Source organism: Fictibacillus sp. Mic-4, assembly GCF_049843615.1.
GTDB classification, from domain to species: domain Bacteria; phylum Bacillota; class Bacilli; order Bacillales; family Fictibacillaceae; genus Fictibacillus_A; species Fictibacillus_A gelatini.
The window spans coordinates 42467-58081 of record NZ_JBBHZM010000024.1 but is presented as its reverse complement, the minus strand read 5'-3'; the positions used below and the strand labels follow the sequence as shown (position 1 = coordinate 58081).

Below are 15615 nucleotides of genomic sequence, written 5' to 3'. Positions count from 1 at the left end.
TTAAGATGTTTTTGTCCCGTCGCTCGTTTTGGCGACTTTTATATCTTAACACCTTGTTTCCTTAGTGTCAACATCTTTTTTTGACGTTTTTTCGAAAGCTGCTTGTCTTGCAGCGACAAGAAATAATATAGCATGTATTCTATTCTGACGTCAACTACTTTTTTAAAAAAGTTTTTTCATTAAAAATCAGGCATACATCAATTGTTCTTACATATGTTTTTTCTAAGAAGGAATGGACAAGGGGGTCTTCTTATGAAGTTTTTTTGCGTCGTTAATGGTAAAAAGATAAAACAATACATGGTGATTGTCTTTTCCGCCTTTTTTGCTGCTTGTCTAGCCTTTATCGGGCAAGAGCAGCTTACCGTCTTTTCTACAAAAGATGGGCCACGCGCTATCTATAAGGGGGAGGACAAGGGAAATAAAATAGCCTTAACCTTTGATATTAGTTGGGGAGAAAAACGCGCCATTCCTATTCTTGACGTTTTAAAAGAGAATGGCATAAAAAATTGCACATTTTTTATTTCTGCCGCCTGGGCTGAACGTCATCCTGAAGTTGTTGAGCGAATTGTAAAAGACGGCCACGAAATCGGAAGCCTTGGATACCAATTTAAAAATTATACCGATTGGGAAAACGGGCAAATTCGCCGGGACATTTTATTATCACAAGAAAAAATTAAGAAAGTTTCCGGAAAAACGACTTCATTATTACGCCCGCCAAACGGAAACTTTGATAAACGGGTTTTAAAAGTGGCTGAAAGCCTCCATCATACGATCGTTCATTGGAGTATTGATACAAAAGATTGGCAAAATCCCGGGGTGCAAACCATTATTAAAAATGCTACAGCAGATATCCATCCTGGCGATATTCTTTTAATGCATGCTTCTGATTCCGTTAAACAGACGGAACGGGCACTTCCTACCATCATCGATACATTGAAAAAAGAGGGATACTCTTTTGTCAGCGTCAGCGAACTCATCGCCAACACTAAGGCTCAAAGCGAAGAAATAAGATAATAAAAAGAACTTCTGCCTACCCTTGTGCAGAAGTTCTTTTCGCATTTTGTTGATTAAGGCGGTGCAAGATTAAAATTTGATACGCATTGCACAAAATTAATGGGACAAAGGCCATCCAATTGGCATAAACATCATTTTGTTTTAAAACCGGCACCCATTCCACTGTCGTTACAACAACAATGAAAAACAATGTAGGAATAAATGCTCCGCGATTCGTCGCCTTTTGTTTAAAGTACGCAACGATTAACCCGATCACAAGCACTACAATTGGAATGATAAAGTAAGAGGCGATCGACTCTCCTTTTTTATAAAAAGCCGTATAACGGAGATAAAACAGGTCAAATAATACAAAAACAGTAATGACCAATTGAACTCCATTCCATAATGCCTGTGATTTAAAAATTCCTAAACCAAAGCGATGAACCGTTAAGTAAGCGAAAAAGCCCATTTGGCTGAATACACTATAAATGGCGCCAAATCCAATTAGCCCCACTATGTATAGAAAAAAAGCTTTAATCCCGCCCGTGGGCAATTTTAAAATAAAACCGGTGATAATATCCGCGCCAATTCCAATCAGCAATGTTGAAAAAAATAAAAAAACAACATCCTTTGATTTCACTCCGACTGCCTCCAAATCAGTTATCCTTTTCGATTGTACCAATCCTTGATTTAAAAAGCCAGTTTTCCTTTATTAACCTGAATAAATCACCCAAACTAACCAAACCTAAAGGTAAGAAAGGATAGAAGGGAGAAAGAAGAGACGTGAAAAAGAAGACTTGGATAGTGGTCCTCTTCTGTTTTCTTCTTTTTGCAATAAATGGCTGTGCGCAAAATGAAGCCCAGGGTGTAACCCATACCGACTATGAAGCGACCAAAAAAATGCTTGTAGACTTATTAAAAACAGAAGACGGGAAAAAGGCCATCAAAGAAGTGCTGTCTGATGAAAAAATGAAACAACAGTTATTGCTTGATCAAAATATCGTTAAAATGACTATTGAACAGCAGCTTCTTTCTGAAAAAGGTCAAAAGTTCTGGGAAAATGCTTTCAAAGATCCAAAATTTGCCCAGACGTATGCGAAAAGTTTAAAAAAAGAACATGAACAATTGTTGAAAAGTCTTATGAATGATCCAGCCTATCAACAACAAATGATGAAAATACTGCAAAATCCTAACATGGCCAAAAAAGCGCTTGACCTTGTCCATACTACACAGATGCAAAATGAAATGAAAAAAGTAATGCTTGAGACTTTTAAAAGCCCTCTCATTAAAGCCCAAATTTCCGATATGGTGACAAAGGCCGCCCATGAAGAAATTGCCCAAACTGGTGAAAAAGAAAAAGGCGAAAAAAAACAGGGCGGTAAATAAGCTGCAACCCCTCTTATAAAGAAGAGGGGTTGCTTTGTTTTATTTTTTTAACTGGTCGATAATCTTTTCCGCGATTTCAGTGTAAATGGCGCCAATACGGTGTTCAGGCCCGTAAATGCTCGGCGCAAAATCATTCTCGTCAATTTCCGGTTGCCCAAGCGGCAGCTGTCCTAATAGAGGGGTGTTCAATTCTTCAGCCAGGCGATTGCCCCCGCCTTTGCCAAATACATATTCTTTTTCTTTTGTTAGTTGACTTTCGAAATAGGACATGTTTTCAATAACGCCAAGAATCTCATGGTCAGTCTTTAACGCCATCGATCCCGCCCTGGCAGCTACAAATGCTGCTGTTGCATGTGGCGTCGTGACAATGATTTCTTTGCATTTCGGGAGCATTTTATGCACATCAAGGGCAACGTCGCCTGTACCTGGCGGCAGGTCGAGCAGCATATAATCTAACTCTCCCCATTCTACTTCACTAAAGAAATTCATTAGCATTTTGCCGAGCATCGGCCCTCTCCATATAACAGGCGTATTTTCTTCCACAAAAAATGCCATTGAAATGACTTTGACACCAAATCGCTCAACTGGATATATCGTTTCACCGACAACACGTGGCCGTTCTGTAATGCCCATCATATCTGGTACGCTAAATCCATAAATATCCGCATCAATTAATCCGACTTTTTTTCCAAGCCGGGCAAGAGTAGTGGCCAAATTCACGGAAACTGTCGATTTCCCAACGCCGCCTTTCCCGCTGGCAATCGCAATAAATTCCGTTTTGCTATTTGGCGATAGTAATGGAGGAACGCTTACATTTGCTTGTCCCTGATTGGATTTCATTTCCTCAAAGCGCAGCCCGACGGATTCTACACCTGCATTTTTTAAAGTGGCAACAATTTCTTGTTGAAGTCTCATTTGTTCCGGGGTGCCTTCTTTGGCGACCATAATCTTAAGGCTTACATAGCCTTCTTTTACTTTAATTTCGCGAATTGCGCCTGTTTCTGTAAGGCTTTTATGTAAAAACGGGTCTTGAATGCCTGCTAATAATTCAATAACTTTTTCTTCAGTTAACAATGAAGCCACTCCTTCTTTATGAATTCATATATATTTAGTATAGCACAAAAAAACCTTGTCCCTAATGTTTCGGAACAGGTTCATTTGTATAGTATCGAAGGATGCCCTGGTATATACATGCGGCAACTTGCATTTGATAATGCTCCGTTTTCAAAAGCTCCCGTTCGGTTGGATTGGATAAAAAGCCAACTTCAACCAATGTTCCAGGTATTTTTGCTGTTCGAAGCAAGTAGATACCATCAATTGATTTTGCAAGCCGATCCGTATTTTCGAGGTTGCGTTTTATTTCATCCTGTATAAATTTTGACACTTCTTCCCCTTCTTTGCCTGTTGGATGGTAAAAGACTTGAGCTCCCCTCCATCGCGGGGAAGGAATAGCATTCAAATGAATACTTACAAATAAATCCCCATTGGACCCATTTATAATTTCTTTCCTCTTTCGGAGATCTTCCGTTTTTCTGGCACTAATTCGCTTCGTATCATCATCCGCCAGATCTCTATCTGTTTCGCGCGTCATAATGACAAGCGCTCCTGCTTCCTGCAAGTAATCGCGAAGCTTTAAGGCAATATTAAGCGAAATATCCTTTTCAATAACACCACCATCACCGACGGTGCCTCCATCCATTCCCCCATGGCCCGGGTCAATAATAATGATTTTTCCCGTTAATGGTAAATTCCATGATTTCCAGGAATGATTTTCGGAAAATTCGTAAGTTAAAATAAAGATAAGTGCCGCAACACCTAAAGCAAAGGCCGTAAGCTTTGCCCATTTCTTCATCCTCGTTCCTCCCATATTCCCATATAGTACGCGTTTGCCTATATGGTTATATATATGGGACAAGACAAAATTTATGAAGAAACAGGCAGTGTGTCTTATCAAATTTTAGTGAAGGCGCATTTTGTAACGTTTTTCTCCGTTTTGATATCCTTCCATCCACCAGCGGTCGACATAGCTCACGCAGCAGCGATGAAGAGACTCCATCATTAAATCGGTCCCCCAGCACCAGAACTGCCAATAGTCATATAATCCTTCCACAATTTCTTTCTGTGCGCTTTCGCTTCTTTTTTTTATGGAATGAAGCGGTTCACCATAATAAGCAAATCGGCTATATGCCGCTCCTAATAAATAAGCGTCAATGGCGATATCGATGCATGCATCTTCAATATCTTGCTGATACAAAAGGGAATACTGGAAAAAGGGCTGGAAAAGCTCCTGAAATTCCTTTTTTATTTTTGCAAGCGAAAGGTCTCGAAGCACCCTTCGTTCATATTCAACTTTTTTACATCGCTGTTTTTCTTTAAATGTCGTAATTACGATTGCCATGTTTTTTCCTCTTCCTCTTATATAATTTCTCTTTCTTATTTAAATGGTTTGCTAAAGAAGAGGCGGTCATCCTATATAAAAGATGGCAATTAAAAAAGCGAAAGCGGCTTAATTGCATTATAAAAAACCCCGGTTCGAAATAGAACCGGGGTTTTGCGTATAGAATAAAATTAACGTTTTGAGAATTGTGGAGCACGACGAGCGCCTTTAAGACCGTATTTCTTACGTTCTTTCATGCGAGCGTCACGAGTTAGGAATCCTGCAGCCTTTAGGGAACCGCGGAATTCTGGGTCTGCTTGCAATAGCGCACGGGAAATTCCATGACGGATTGCACCCGCTTGTCCTGTAAATCCACCGCCGTTTACGTTAACAAGAACATCGTATTTACCTTCTGTTTCCGTTTCGTTAAGCGGTTGTTTTACGATAAGTTTTAATGTATCTAATCCGAAATATTCGTCAATGTCACGTCCGTTAATCACGATACGTCCATCACCAGGAACTAAACGTACGCGAGCAACGGAGTGCTTACGACGTCCAGTACCATAATATTGTACTTGTGCCACGTGAATACCCTCCTTTTAAATTATCCGCGTAATTCGTAGTTTTCTGGTTGTTGTGCTTGATGTGGATGCTCAGCACCAGCATATACGTGAAGCTTTTTAAACATTTGACGTCCCAGGCTGTTCTTTGGAAGCATGCCTTTAACTGCTAATTCAAGCATTTGTACTGGACGAGTTGTACGCATTTCAAGCGCTGTTCTTGTACGAAGTCCACCCGGGTGGCCAGTGTGGCGGTAATAAATTTTGTCTGTTAATTTCTTACCTGTTAAATGAATTTTTTCAGCGTTAATGATGATCACATGGTCACCAGTATCAACGTGCGGTGTGAACGTTGGTTTATGTTTACCGCGAAGGATGGATGCAACTTCACTTGCAAGACGACCTAACGTCTTTCCTTCTGCGTCGATCACATACCATTTACGTTCTACATCTTGAGGCTTAGCCATAAATGTCGTACGCATGAAATTTCCCTCCTATATTTTCAGTCGCTATATCGCTCATTAATTTTATAATTCATCAGATTTCTGAATAATATCTTCCGGGGCAGGGCAGATACTTTTAGAAATACCAACTAATATAATAAAACAGTATAACAACGATGTCAAGCGTGTCATGAATAAAATTGCTAAATGGAGTTTTTTACTTTTCGTATGTTACTTTGTACAAATAAAGGCCGTGGGCGGGCGCCGTTTTTCCCGCTAAACTCCGGTTTTGCGCAAGCAGCATGGCTTTTACATCGTCTGCCGTTGCTTTCCCCTGGCCAACATCGAGCAACGTTCCGACAATTATTCGAACCATATTGTATAGAAAACCATTGCCGACAATGCGGAAAATCCATTCGTCTTTTTCTTCAAGCAGCTCTAATTCATAAATGGTCCGCACCCGGTCTTCCACTGTTGATTTTGCCGATGAAAAAGAAGTGAAGTCATGTGTTCCAAGAAAGGCCTTCATTGCTTCCTTTATCTTTTCGGCGCAAAGGAAGTGCGGGTAATGATAGGCATAATGCCGGCGGAATACATCCTTCTCCTTTGATCGTAAAAGACGATAACGGTATTCTTTCTTTATGGCGTCAAAACGGGCATGAAAACCTGGAGAAGCTTCGTTGACCTCTTTTACATAAATATCCTCAGGCAATTGGGCGTTCAATGCATTTTTCCAATTCTCCGGATCTAAAAGCAGGGGGCTGTCAAAATGAAATACTTGTCCAACCGCATGAACGCCTGCATCTGTTCTGCCTGAAGCAGCGATCCGAATGTCCTTTCCTTTATGAATCCTTTTTAAAATGGACTCAATTTCTCCTTGTACCGTTCGTCTGGCAGGCTGAACTTGATATCCGCTAAACCCGGAACCGTCATAAGAAATAGTCGCTTTAAAGCGTTTCATTCACAATCCCTCACGATCGTAACAGGAATAAAGCAATGGTCAATATAAGGAGAACAGCGATTAATATCGAATCCTCTATTCCCCACTTTAAAATACGGAGCTTTGTCCGTCCCTCTCCGCCTCTATAGCCACGGGCTTCCATCGCCAATGCCAACTCTTCCGCCCGTTTAAAGGAAGAGATGAACAATGGAACGAGGAGAGGAATAAAGGCTTTAATCCGCTCTTTAATCGGGCCGCTCGTAAACTCAACCCCGCGGGCCATTTGCGCCTTCATAATTTTTTCCGTTTCTTTTAATAATGTCGGAATAAAACGAAGAGCGATGGACATCATTAAAGCAAATTCATGGACAGGGAGCTTAATCCGCTTTAACGGGCCAAGCAATTGCTCAAGACCGTCCGTTATATCAATTGGTGTTGTCGTCAACGTCAATAAAGATGTGACAAGAACGAGAAAGATTAAACGAAAAGAAATAAAAGCCCCTTGAACTACACCTTGTTCATAAATTTTAAGCCAGCCAAATTGAAAGAGTAACGCTCCGCCTTTCGTCATGAAAATATGGAGGGCGAATGTAAATAAAACGATGATCAAAATTGGCCTCAAGCCTTTATATAAAAAGCGAAGCGGCACTTGTGAAACGACAATCGCAACTGCCGTAAACAATCCTAGCAATCCATATGTCACCCAATTATTTGCTAAAAAAACAATAAACACAAATAAAAACACACTGATTAGCTTTGAACGGGGGTCAAGCCGATGGAGAATTGATCGTCCGGGAACGTATTGGCCAATAATCACATTCTCTAGCATGAGGAGCCTCCCTTCTTCAACTGCTTACATAAAGCTGTTGCCACTTCATCAAGTGTAAAGGAAGAAAGGTCGATTGCCTCACCTGTTCGATTTTGCCATTTTAAAAGAAACTGAACGGTTTCAGGTACATCAAGGCCCACTGCCTGAAGCTTATTTCTTTCGGAAAAAATTTGCTTCGGACTGCCTTCCATATAAACCTTTCCTTTTTCCATTACGACGATTTTGTCGGCGTAAGTTGCCGCGTCTTCCATACTATGTGTAACAAGAACGGTCGTTAAGTTTTTCTTCTGATGGAGCTGGTAAAATAACTCCATAATCTCAACCCGTCCTTTAGGATCAAGCCCGGCTGTCGGTTCATCTAAAATTAACACTTCGGGGTCCATGGCAAGAACACCTGCTATCGCTACACGGCGCATTTGGCCGCCGCTTAGTTCAAATGGTGAACGGCTAAGTATACCAAGTGGCAAACCGACCAGTTCAAGCATTTCTTTTGCTTTCTCTTTCGCTTCCGCTTCCGAAGCACCAAAGTTTAAAGGGCCGAACATAATATCTTTTTCAACCGTCTCATCAAAGAGTTGATGTTCTGGATATTGAAAAACAATACCGACGCGCTTTCTTAAGCTTTTAAGCTGTTTGTTATTCTTACCGGCTGATATTATCTGGTCCCCAATAGCAATCGTGCCGCTCGTCGGTTTTAACAGACCGTTTAAATGTTGAATCAATGTTGATTTCCCTGATCCTGTATGCCCAATGACAGCCAGAAATGTACCGGAAGCAATTTGAAGATTGATATCCTCAAGGGCAACTCTCTCAAACGGTGTGCCAATCATATAACGATGTGTAAGTTGTTTTATGACAATGTCCATAATGCTTCCACCAGTTCTTCTTGTGTTAAGTACGCTTTCGGTAATGGAATACCTTTTTTCTGCAAAGACAAGCTCAGTTTTACGGAAAAAGGCAAGTCCAGCCCTGCTCCGATCAACATCTCACCATCCTGAAAAACCTCTTCCGGACCTCCTTGCATGATGGCTTTACCTTGTTTCATGACGATAACCCGGTCTGCCCGTATCGCTTCTTCTAAATCATGGGTAATTGAAATGACGGTAATTCCTTGTTGTTCATTTAGCGCTTTCACGGTTTCAGTGACTTCCTTGCGTCCCATTGGGTCAAGCATCGATGTGGCTTCATCAAGGATGATAATGGATGGCTTTTGCGCGAGTATACCCGCGATTGCGACCCGCTGTTTTTGTCCGCCTGATAAATGATGCGGCTCGGCATCTAAAAACTTCTCCATTTTCACTTTCCGAACCGCCTCATCAATCCGCGTTATCATTTCTTCACGCACAACGCCGAAATTTTCAAGACCAAAGGCGACATCGTCTCTGACGCTCGTCCCAACAAACTGGTTGTCCGGATTTTGAAAGACAATACCGACCCGTTTGCGTATTTCCCATAACTCGTCCGCTCTGGCCGTATCATATCCTTCAACGATAACCCTGCCTGCCGTTGGGATGAGCAGGCCATTGAGCAATTTTGCAAGTGTTGATTTTCCTGAACCGTTATGGCCTACAATCGCCAGCCACTCACCAGCGTAAACGGTCAGATTCACATCTTTCAAAATAGCCGGCTCATCTTCACGATACGCGAACGAAACGTCGTTAATGCTAATTAACTCCTTCACTGCTTGATCCCCCTCAGCTAGAACTCTATCTCATCTCTAAACAATCGCTTTACCTCTAATTATTTTACATAAATGAAAGAAATAAAAAAAGGGCAGACACCCGTCCCACCCTTTACGATTATTAAACTAACTCAATGATAACCATTGGAGCTCCGTCACCACGGCGAGGCCCAATTTTTGCGATACGCGTATAACCACCATTACGCTCTGCATAGCGAGGTGCAATATCGTTAAATAGCTTTTGCAAAGCCATTTCTTTCACTTCTTTTTTCTTTCCGGTTTCCTCGTTCTTTACGATTTCTACTTTCGCAGCTTCGTTACGAACAAAAGCAGCCGCTTGACGACGTGCATGAAGATCACCACGTTTTCCAAGCGTAATCATCTTCTCAACAAACTTACGTACTTCTTTCGCGCGAGCTTCAGTCGTTTCAATACGCTCGTTGATGATTAAGTCAGTCGCTAAGTCACGAAGCATTGCCATACGAACCGCAGACACACGACCTAATTTTTGGTATGCCATTATCCTTTTCCCTCCTTCTCACGCTTTTTAAAGCTACTTATGTCTCTATTCTTCAGAACGTAATGAAAGTCCAAGCTCAGCCAGCTTCTCTTGAACTTCTTCAAGAGACTTTTTACCAAGGTTGCGCACTTTCATCATATCTTCTTCCGATTTATTCGCAAGTTCTTGAACGGTATTAATGCCTGCTCTTTTTAAGCAGTTATAAGAGCGCACAGAAAGGTCAAGCTCTTCAATTGTCATTTCAAGAACTTTTTCTTTTTGGTCTTCTTCTTTTTCAACCATGATTTCTGCTTTTTGCGCTTGATCCGTTAACCCAACAAAAATATTTAAATGTTCGGTAATGATCTTCGCTCCAAGAGAAACTGCCTCTTCCGGACGGATGCTGCCATCTGTCCATACATCAAGTGTTAACTTGTCATAGTTTGTCACTTGTCCTACGCGGGTATTTTCAACCTGGTAGTTTACACGAGAGATAGGTGTATAAATCGAATCGATTGGAATTACGCCAATCGGCAAATCTTCACGTTTGTTACCTTCCGCTTGGACGTACCCGCGGCCGCGCTTAGCCGTCATTTTCATATTGAAATGAGCACCTTCTGCTAAAGTCGCAATGTGAAGATCCGGATTTAAAATTTCAACATCACTATCATGTGTAATATCCCCAGCCGTTACGACTCCTTCACCCTGTACATCTATTTCAAGAGTCTTTTCCTCATCAGAATAAATTTTCATTGCCAGTTTCTTTAAGTTTAAGATGATCGTTGTCACATCTTCAACGACACCTTCCACTGTTGAAAACTCATGCAATACGCCATTTATCTGAATCGTAGTAATAGCTGCACCAGGAAGTGAGGATAGTAGGATACGACGCAAGGAGTTGCCTAATGTAGTCCCATATCCACGCTCAAGTGGTTCAACAACAAACTTTCCATATGTGGCATCGTCGCTGATTTCAACCGTTTCAATTCTTGGCTTTTCGATTTCGATCATTCAACAAAACCCTCCTTCAAACGTCGAACCTCGGTTGGACATAAAGTCCAACCGAAATTCCTCAGTAGGCATTCCCGACCAACAACTTAATTAATGTTTGTCACCAAAACTTTTTTTATACATGTCCATTATAGACAACATTTAAAAAATATATACCAACGCTTTTAAAATTATACGCGGCGGCGTTTTGGCGGACGGCATCCATTATGAGGAACAGGAGTAACGTCACGAATGGCTGTTACTTCTAAGCCTACCGCTTGAAGGGCACGAATAGCAGCTTCACGTCCGGCACCAGGACCTTTAACGGAAACTTCTACAGTTTTCATTCCGTGTTCCATTGCTGTTTTACCAGCTGTTTCAGCAGCCATTTGAGCAGCAAATGGAGTGGATTTACGAGAACCTTTGAATCCTAAGTGGCCAGCAGTCGCCCAGGAAACAGCATTCCCATGAGTGTCAGTAATCGTAACGATCGTGTTGTTGAACGTAGAACGGATATGTGCTACGCCACTTTCAATATTCTTTTTGACACGACGTTTACGTGTATTGGTTTTACGTTGTTTTGCCATTTAGTATTTACCTCCTTTGCTTACTTTTTCTTGTTCGCTACTGTACGACGAGGTCCTTTACGAGTACGTGAATTGTTCTTCGTATTTTGACCACGAACTGGAAGACCGCGACGATGGCGGATTCCACGGTAACTGCCGATTTCAATCAATCGTTTAATGTTGAGGGATACTTCACGACGAAGATCACCTTCTACTTTATGGCTGTCAATTACTTCACGAATTTTGTTCAGTTCATCTTCCGTTAAATCACGAACGCGAGTATCTTCGGAAACACCAGCTTGAGCAAGAATTTGTTGTGCTTTCGCTTTACCGATTCCGTAAATGTAAGTTAATGAAATAACCACTCGTTTATCGCGCGGAATGTCGACTCCTGCAACACGTGCCATTATTTAAGCACCTCCTTAGGTTTAACCTTGTTTTTGCTTGTGTTTTGGATTTTCGCAGATAACCATTACAGTTCCTCTACGACGTATAACTTTACATTTTTCACAAATAGGTTTGACTGATGGTCTTACCTTCATTTCTACTACCTCCTTATGTCACGGAGTACGATTTTTATTTAAAACGATACGTTATACGACCACGTGATAAGTCATATGGAGACAATTCTACGGTTACTTTATCTCCTGGTAAAATGCGAATGTAGTGCATTCGGATTTTTCCAGAAACGTGAGCTAGAATCTTATGGCCATTTTCAAGCTCTACGCGAAACATGGCGTTAGGCAGTGGTTCAATAACCGTACCCTCTACCTCAATTACGTCTTCTTTAGCCATCGACTTGTTCTCCCTTCTTCAGAGCAATGACTTTCTCGTCGGAAAACTTCGCTACTGCATAACGTAGTTTGCCATTTGTTACACGGCCCGTTTCAAGAATACTTCTTGCAACCTCCGGAGAAATAAAATCAAGTAATTCTAAGTGGTTCAGGTTTTTGCGTTTGGCCCGATCGAATTTTCTTTTGTCACCGTCAGCAATAAGGACGTAACGATCATCAAGGATGTTAACAATTACGCTCAAACTTTCGGCATCTCTTCCTTTTTTAATTCGAACGATCTGACCAACTTTCGGTACCGAATCAGCCTCACTCACTGTTTCCTCACCCTTCACTTAGATCGTTGTTAAGATTTCGTAGCCTTCCTCACAAATTGCAATTGTATGTTCAAAGTGAGCACACCACTTGCCATCCGTTGTGACAACCGTCCAGTTATCGGATAATGTTCGAACGTAACGAGATCCACTATTGATCATTGGCTCAATGGCCAGTACCATTCCCTTCTTAAGGATGGGCCCCTTGCCGGGCGGTCCGTAGTGGGGAATTTGCGGATCTTCATGTAAGTCTTGACCAACACCATGCCCTACATACTCTCTGACCACAGAAAACCCATGGCTTTCCGCATAAGTTTGAATGGCATGGGAAATGTCAGTCAATCTTGCACCTGGTTTCGCTTTTTCTAAGCCTTTGTAAAGCGACTCTTCTGTTACATCAAGAAGTTTTTGAGCTTCTTCGCTAATTTCACCGACTCCGTACGTCCACGCCGAATCTCCATGATAGCCGTTGTATTTTGCCCCAATATCAATTGAGATAATATCGCCATGATTCAATACTCGGCTACCGGGAATCCCGTGTACAAGCTCTTCATTTACGGAAGTACAAATGCTTCCTTTAAACCCATTATAGTTTTTAAATGAAGGAATTGCACCGTGTTTACGGATAAAGTTTTCAGCGATTCGGTCAAGTTCCTTTGTTGTAACTCCAGGTTTAATATACTTTTTTAGTTCTTGATGAGTGAGGGCAACAATTCTACCCGCTTCCCGCATGATGTCAATTTCGCGCGGCGTTTTGCAGATAATCATTTTGCCAACGCTCCAATGTAGTCATTAATATCTGAGAAAACCTTATTAATTTCTTGATCACCATCAATGGTTTTTAAATAACCTTTTTCCATATAGTAATCAAGTAATGGTTTTGCTTGCTTCATGTTCACTTCTAACCGAGTACGAACGGTTTCTTCGTTATCATCTTTGCGCTGGATAAGGTCTCCACCGTCCTTATCACATATACCTTCAACCTTAGGCGGGTTAAAGATCACATGGTAGGTAGCTCCACAAACTTGACAAACCCTGCGGCCTGTTAATCTTTGCATAAGATGCTCGGTATCTACTGAAATGTTTAGCACATAATCAATCTGGCGACCCAGCTCGTGCAGAATTTCTTCAAGCGCTTCTGCTTGTGCGACTGTACGAGGGAAACCGTCAAGTAAGAATCCTTTTGCGCAATCATCTTTTGCCAGTCGTTCACGAACAATCCCAATCGTTACATCATCAGGTACCAGGTTGCCTGAATCCATATACGATTTGGCTTTTAGCCCAAGAGGGGTTCCCTCTTTAATGGCTGCTCGGAACATATCTCCTGTAGATATATGCGGGATTCCATACTGATCGACTATTTTTTCCGCCTGTGTTCCTTTACCGGCTCCAGGCAGACCCATTAATACAAGATTCATCTAATCCCTCCATACCTCACTACACTAGACTTGAGAGGGGAAGAAGGTTCTTCCCAAATCTCATTACTTGATGAAGCCTTTGTAATGCCGTTTAATCAACTGGCTTTCAATTTGCTTCATTGTGTCTAACGCTACACCGGTAACAATCAAAAGGCTTGTTCCGCCAATTCGTATCGATTGCGGTAAATTAAGCCCCGGAATGTCAATAAATAGCACCGGCAGGACAGCGACTGCCGCAAGGAAGATAGAACCTACAAACGTTAATCGGTATAAAATTCTCGTAATATATTTCTGGGTATTTGCACCCGGACGAATACCAGGAATGTACCCGCCTTGTTTTTTCAAGTTGTCAGCCATTTGTTCAGGATTCACTTGAATAAACGTATAGAAATAGGAGAACCCGATAATTAAAAGCGCATATATAATCATTCCGACTGGTTTGGTGTAGTCAAACGTATTAATAATCCATTGTGTTACATCATTTTGTTTAAAAAACCCGGCAATCGTTCTTGGCGTAACGATTAAGGAAATCGCAAAGATAACCGGTATAACTCCCGCCGCGTTCACTTTAATTGGCAAGTGTGTGGATTGGCCTCCAACTGGCTTGTGTCCGACGACTCGTTTTGCATACTGAATCGGAATTTTACGTGTACCTTGTTGTACATAGATAACACCGGTAATAATCAAAATTACAGCGATCAGCAATATGAGCAATTTTACAATAGCCATAAACATTTGCGTGTTTTCGCCGCTAAATTGCGTTTGAACCAATTGGGTAACCCCAGTAGGAATAGCTGCGGCAATCCCCGCGAAAATTATAATGGAAATTCCGTTTCCGATTCCCTTTTGAGTAATCTGCTCGCCTAACCACATAAGGAAGGAAGTACCCGCTGTTAAAACTAACGCGATAAATAAATACGTTGTAACGCTCGGGTCTTCAATTAAGCCAGGAAAAATATTATTAAATCCTATCGACATCCCAATGGCCTGGATAAAACCGAGAACAATCGTTCCGTACCGGGTGACCTGGGCAAGCTTTTTCCGTCCAACTTCCCCTTGTTTGCTCCACTCCGTAAATTTCGGAACAACATCCATTTGCAAAAGTTGAACAATAATGGATGCAGTGATGTACGGCATAATCCCCATCGCAAAAATAGAAAAGTTCTTTAATGCTCCACCACCGAATGTGTTCAAGAAACCAAAAATACTTGAATCTCCAGCATTAAATTGCAACGCATCTCGGTTAACACCTGGTACCGGTATAAATGTTCCAATACGGAACACGACCAGCATGGCGAGTGTGAATAAAATTTTATTTCTAAGATCACCCACACGCATCATATTGGAGATTGCCTTGAACATTAGATCACCTCAGTTTTTCCGCCAGCAGCGATGATTGCATCTTTTGCAGAGGCAGAGAACTTGTGCGCCTTAACTGTCAGCTTAACTCCTAACTTGCCATTACCTAAAATTTTGATTCCGTCTTTCTCTTTGCTTACTAAACCTGTTTCAATTAGAAGTTCTGGAGTTACCTCTGTTCCTTCTTCGAAACGAGCAAGCTTCTCTAAATTAACAATCGCATACTCTTTGCGAGTTGGGTTTGTAAATCCACGTTTAGGCAGACGGCGTGCTAATGGGTTTTGTCCACCTTCAAATCCCGGGCGAACTCCACCGCCTGAACGAGCATTTTGACCTTTGTGCCCACGTCCGGCAGTTTTACCATTTCCAGAACCGATACCACGACCTACACGTTTACGGTTTTTACGGGAACCTTCTGCTGGTTTCAACTCATGAAGTTTCATTTGAGCACCTCCTCATTTTTAAATTC

At 41.7% G+C, this 15615-nt stretch carries 23 protein-coding genes; 2 read left to right on the top strand and 21 right to left on the bottom strand.

Annotated features, from left to right (window positions below):
- The first annotated feature begins 252 nt into the window (after positions 1–252).
- Entirely contained in the window at positions 253–1014 is a 762-nt protein-coding gene (gene pdaB, locus WD019_RS15070; RefSeq protein WP_425711990.1) for a polysaccharide deacetylase family sporulation protein PdaB, read from the top strand.
- Between the two features lie 16 nt (positions 1015–1030).
- Here pdaB and WD019_RS15065 read toward each other — a convergent pair whose 3' ends face one another.
- Positions 1031–1633, bottom strand: coding sequence for a KinB-signaling pathway activation protein (locus tag WD019_RS15065; protein WP_026678078.1), 603 nt, complete (start codon positions 1631–1633; stop codon positions 1031–1033).
- A 143-nt stretch (positions 1634–1776) separates the two neighbouring features.
- On the opposite strand from WD019_RS15065, the gene gerD reads away from it, so the two are divergent.
- A complete protein-coding gene (gerD, locus tag WD019_RS15060; protein ID WP_425711989.1) occupies positions 1777–2379 on the top strand; it encodes a spore germination lipoprotein GerD in 603 nt (200 codons plus the stop codon).
- A gap of 39 nt (positions 2380–2418) precedes the next feature.
- Here the strand turns inward: gerD and WD019_RS15055 are convergent, their stop codons facing one another.
- From WD019_RS15055 to rplO, 20 genes are all read right to left on the bottom strand, one after another.
- Positions 2419–3453: a P-loop NTPase gene (locus WD019_RS15055; RefSeq protein ID WP_425711988.1), complete on the bottom strand. Its 1035-nt coding sequence runs from the start codon at positions 3451–3453 to the stop codon at positions 2419–2421.
- A gap of 61 nt (positions 3454–3514) precedes the next feature.
- Positions 3515–4231, bottom strand: coding sequence for an N-acetylmuramoyl-L-alanine amidase CwlD (cwlD, locus tag WD019_RS15050; protein ID WP_425711987.1), 717 nt, complete (start codon positions 4229–4231; stop codon positions 3515–3517).
- 105 nt (positions 4232–4336) lie between these two features.
- Entirely contained in the window at positions 4337–4777 is a 441-nt protein-coding gene (locus WD019_RS15045) for a DUF2521 family protein (protein WP_026678074.1), read from the bottom strand.
- A gap of 170 nt (positions 4778–4947) precedes the next feature.
- Entirely contained in the window at positions 4948–5340 is a 393-nt protein-coding gene (rpsI, locus tag WD019_RS15040; protein ID WP_026678073.1) for a 30S ribosomal protein S9, read from the bottom strand.
- A 20-nt stretch (positions 5341–5360) separates the two neighbouring features.
- On the bottom strand, positions 5361–5798 hold the full coding sequence (gene rplM, locus WD019_RS15035) for a 50S ribosomal protein L13 (protein WP_026678072.1): 438 nt from the start codon (positions 5796–5798) through the stop codon (positions 5361–5363).
- Positions 5799–5976: 178 nt separating this feature from the next.
- On the bottom strand, positions 5977–6720 hold the full coding sequence (truA, locus tag WD019_RS15030) for a tRNA pseudouridine(38-40) synthase TruA (RefSeq protein ID WP_425711986.1): 744 nt from the start codon (positions 6718–6720) through the stop codon (positions 5977–5979).
- Positions 6721–6730: 10 nt separating this feature from the next.
- Positions 6731–7528: an energy-coupling factor transporter transmembrane component T family protein gene (locus tag WD019_RS15025; protein WP_425711985.1), complete on the bottom strand. Its 798-nt coding sequence runs from the start codon at positions 7526–7528 to the stop codon at positions 6731–6733.
- Complete coding sequence (locus WD019_RS15020; protein WP_425711984.1) at positions 7522–8394, bottom strand: energy-coupling factor ABC transporter ATP-binding protein; 873 nt, start codon at positions 8392–8394, stop codon at positions 7522–7524. Before WD019_RS15020 ends, WD019_RS15025 begins: the two co-directional genes overlap by 7 nt.
- Complete coding sequence (locus WD019_RS15015; RefSeq protein WP_425711983.1) at positions 8379–9209, bottom strand: energy-coupling factor ABC transporter ATP-binding protein; 831 nt, start codon at positions 9207–9209, stop codon at positions 8379–8381. The genes WD019_RS15020 and WD019_RS15015 overlap by 16 nt, the downstream gene beginning before the upstream one ends.
- Positions 9210–9330: 121 nt before the next feature.
- Positions 9331–9729 carry a 50S ribosomal protein L17 gene (rplQ, locus tag WD019_RS15010; RefSeq protein ID WP_026678067.1) on the bottom strand — a complete coding sequence of 133 codons (399 nt, stop codon included), beginning with the start codon at positions 9727–9729 and terminating at the stop codon, positions 9331–9333.
- 45 nt (positions 9730–9774) lie between these two features.
- Positions 9775–10719 carry a DNA-directed RNA polymerase subunit alpha gene (locus WD019_RS15005; RefSeq protein WP_425711982.1) on the bottom strand — a complete coding sequence of 315 codons (945 nt, stop codon included), beginning with the start codon at positions 10717–10719 and terminating at the stop codon, positions 9775–9777.
- Positions 10720–10889: 170 nt separating this feature from the next.
- Positions 10890–11285: a 30S ribosomal protein S11 gene (gene rpsK, locus WD019_RS15000; RefSeq protein WP_026678065.1), complete on the bottom strand. Its 396-nt coding sequence runs from the start codon at positions 11283–11285 to the stop codon at positions 10890–10892.
- Positions 11286–11305: 20 nt separating this feature from the next.
- Complete coding sequence (gene rpsM, locus WD019_RS14995) at positions 11306–11671, bottom strand: 30S ribosomal protein S13 (RefSeq protein WP_026678064.1); 366 nt, start codon at positions 11669–11671, stop codon at positions 11306–11308.
- A 21-nt stretch (positions 11672–11692) separates the two neighbouring features.
- Complete coding sequence (gene rpmJ / locus WD019_RS14990; protein ID WP_007203526.1) at positions 11693–11806, bottom strand: 50S ribosomal protein L36; 114 nt, start codon at positions 11804–11806, stop codon at positions 11693–11695.
- A 34-nt stretch (positions 11807–11840) separates the two neighbouring features.
- Positions 11841–12059: a translation initiation factor IF-1 gene (gene infA, locus WD019_RS14985; protein WP_026678063.1), complete on the bottom strand. Its 219-nt coding sequence runs from the start codon at positions 12057–12059 to the stop codon at positions 11841–11843.
- A complete protein-coding gene (locus WD019_RS14980) occupies positions 12052–12372 on the bottom strand; it encodes a KOW domain-containing RNA-binding protein (RefSeq protein WP_026678062.1) in 321 nt (106 codons plus the stop codon). The genes infA and WD019_RS14980 overlap by 8 nt, the downstream gene beginning before the upstream one ends.
- Positions 12373–12390: 18 nt before the next feature.
- Complete coding sequence (map, locus tag WD019_RS14975) at positions 12391–13137, bottom strand: type I methionyl aminopeptidase (RefSeq protein ID WP_026678061.1); 747 nt, start codon at positions 13135–13137, stop codon at positions 12391–12393.
- Positions 13134–13787 (bottom strand): adenylate kinase, encoded by a 654-nt coding sequence (locus WD019_RS14970; RefSeq protein WP_026678060.1) that lies wholly within the window; start codon positions 13785–13787, stop codon positions 13134–13136. Before WD019_RS14970 ends, map begins: the two co-directional genes overlap by 4 nt.
- Before the next feature lie 63 nt (positions 13788–13850).
- Positions 13851–15149, bottom strand: coding sequence for a preprotein translocase subunit SecY (gene secY / locus WD019_RS14965; RefSeq protein WP_026678059.1), 1299 nt, complete (start codon positions 15147–15149; stop codon positions 13851–13853).
- A complete protein-coding gene (rplO, locus tag WD019_RS14960) occupies positions 15149–15589 on the bottom strand; it encodes a 50S ribosomal protein L15 (RefSeq protein WP_026678058.1) in 441 nt (146 codons plus the stop codon). The genes secY and rplO overlap by 1 nt, the downstream gene beginning before the upstream one ends.
- Positions 15590–15615: the final 26 nt, after the last annotated feature.

What these genes read in the sequence shown, in the direction of transcription:
- WD019_RS15045 (WP_026678074.1), bottom strand. Translation starts at nt 4,777, where the DNA reads ATGGCAATCGTAATTACGACATTTAAAGAAAAACAGCGATGTAAAAAA.
- cwlD (WP_425711987.1), bottom strand. Translation starts at nt 4,231, where the DNA reads ATGAAGAAATGGGCAAAGCTTACGGCCTTTGCTTTAGGTGTTGCGGCA.
- rpsM (WP_026678064.1), bottom strand. Translation starts at nt 11,671, where the DNA reads ATGGCACGTGTTGCAGGAGTCGACATTCCGCGCGATAAACGAGTGGTT.
- rpmJ (WP_007203526.1), bottom strand. Translation starts at nt 11,806, where the DNA reads ATGAAGGTAAGACCATCAGTCAAACCTATTTGTGAAAAATGTAAAGTT.
- rplQ (WP_026678067.1), bottom strand. Translation starts at nt 9,729, where the DNA reads ATGGCATACCAAAAATTAGGTCGTGTGTCTGCGGTTCGTATGGCAATG.
- infA (WP_026678063.1), bottom strand. Translation starts at nt 12,059, where the DNA reads ATGGCTAAAGAAGACGTAATTGAGGTAGAGGGTACGGTTATTGAACCA.
- truA (WP_425711986.1), bottom strand. Translation starts at nt 6,720, where the DNA reads ATGAAACGCTTTAAAGCGACTATTTCTTATGACGGTTCCGGGTTTAGC.
- map (WP_026678061.1), bottom strand. Translation starts at nt 13,137, where the DNA reads ATGATTATCTGCAAAACGCCGCGCGAAATTGACATCATGCGGGAAGCG.
- WD019_RS15020 (WP_425711984.1), bottom strand. Translation starts at nt 8,394, where the DNA reads ATGGACATTGTCATAAAACAACTTACACATCGTTATATGATTGGCACA.
- WD019_RS14970 (WP_026678060.1), bottom strand. Translation starts at nt 13,787, where the DNA reads ATGAATCTTGTATTAATGGGTCTGCCTGGAGCCGGTAAAGGAACACAG.
- WD019_RS15005 (WP_425711982.1), bottom strand. Translation starts at nt 10,719, where the DNA reads ATGATCGAAATCGAAAAGCCAAGAATTGAAACGGTTGAAATCAGCGAC.
- rpsK (WP_026678065.1), bottom strand. Translation starts at nt 11,285, where the DNA reads ATGGCAAAACAACGTAAAACCAATACACGTAAACGTCGTGTCAAAAAG.
- WD019_RS15025 (WP_425711985.1), bottom strand. Translation starts at nt 7,528, where the DNA reads ATGCTAGAGAATGTGATTATTGGCCAATACGTTCCCGGACGATCAATT.
- secY (WP_026678059.1), bottom strand. Translation starts at nt 15,149, where the DNA reads ATGTTCAAGGCAATCTCCAATATGATGCGTGTGGGTGATCTTAGAAAT.
- rplM (WP_026678072.1), bottom strand. Translation starts at nt 5,798, where the DNA reads ATGCGTACGACATTTATGGCTAAGCCTCAAGATGTAGAACGTAAATGG.
- pdaB (WP_425711990.1), top strand. Translation starts at nt 253, where the DNA reads ATGAAGTTTTTTTGCGTCGTTAATGGTAAAAAGATAAAACAATACATG.
- rplO (WP_026678058.1), bottom strand. Translation starts at nt 15,589, where the DNA reads ATGAAACTTCATGAGTTGAAACCAGCAGAAGGTTCCCGTAAAAACCGT.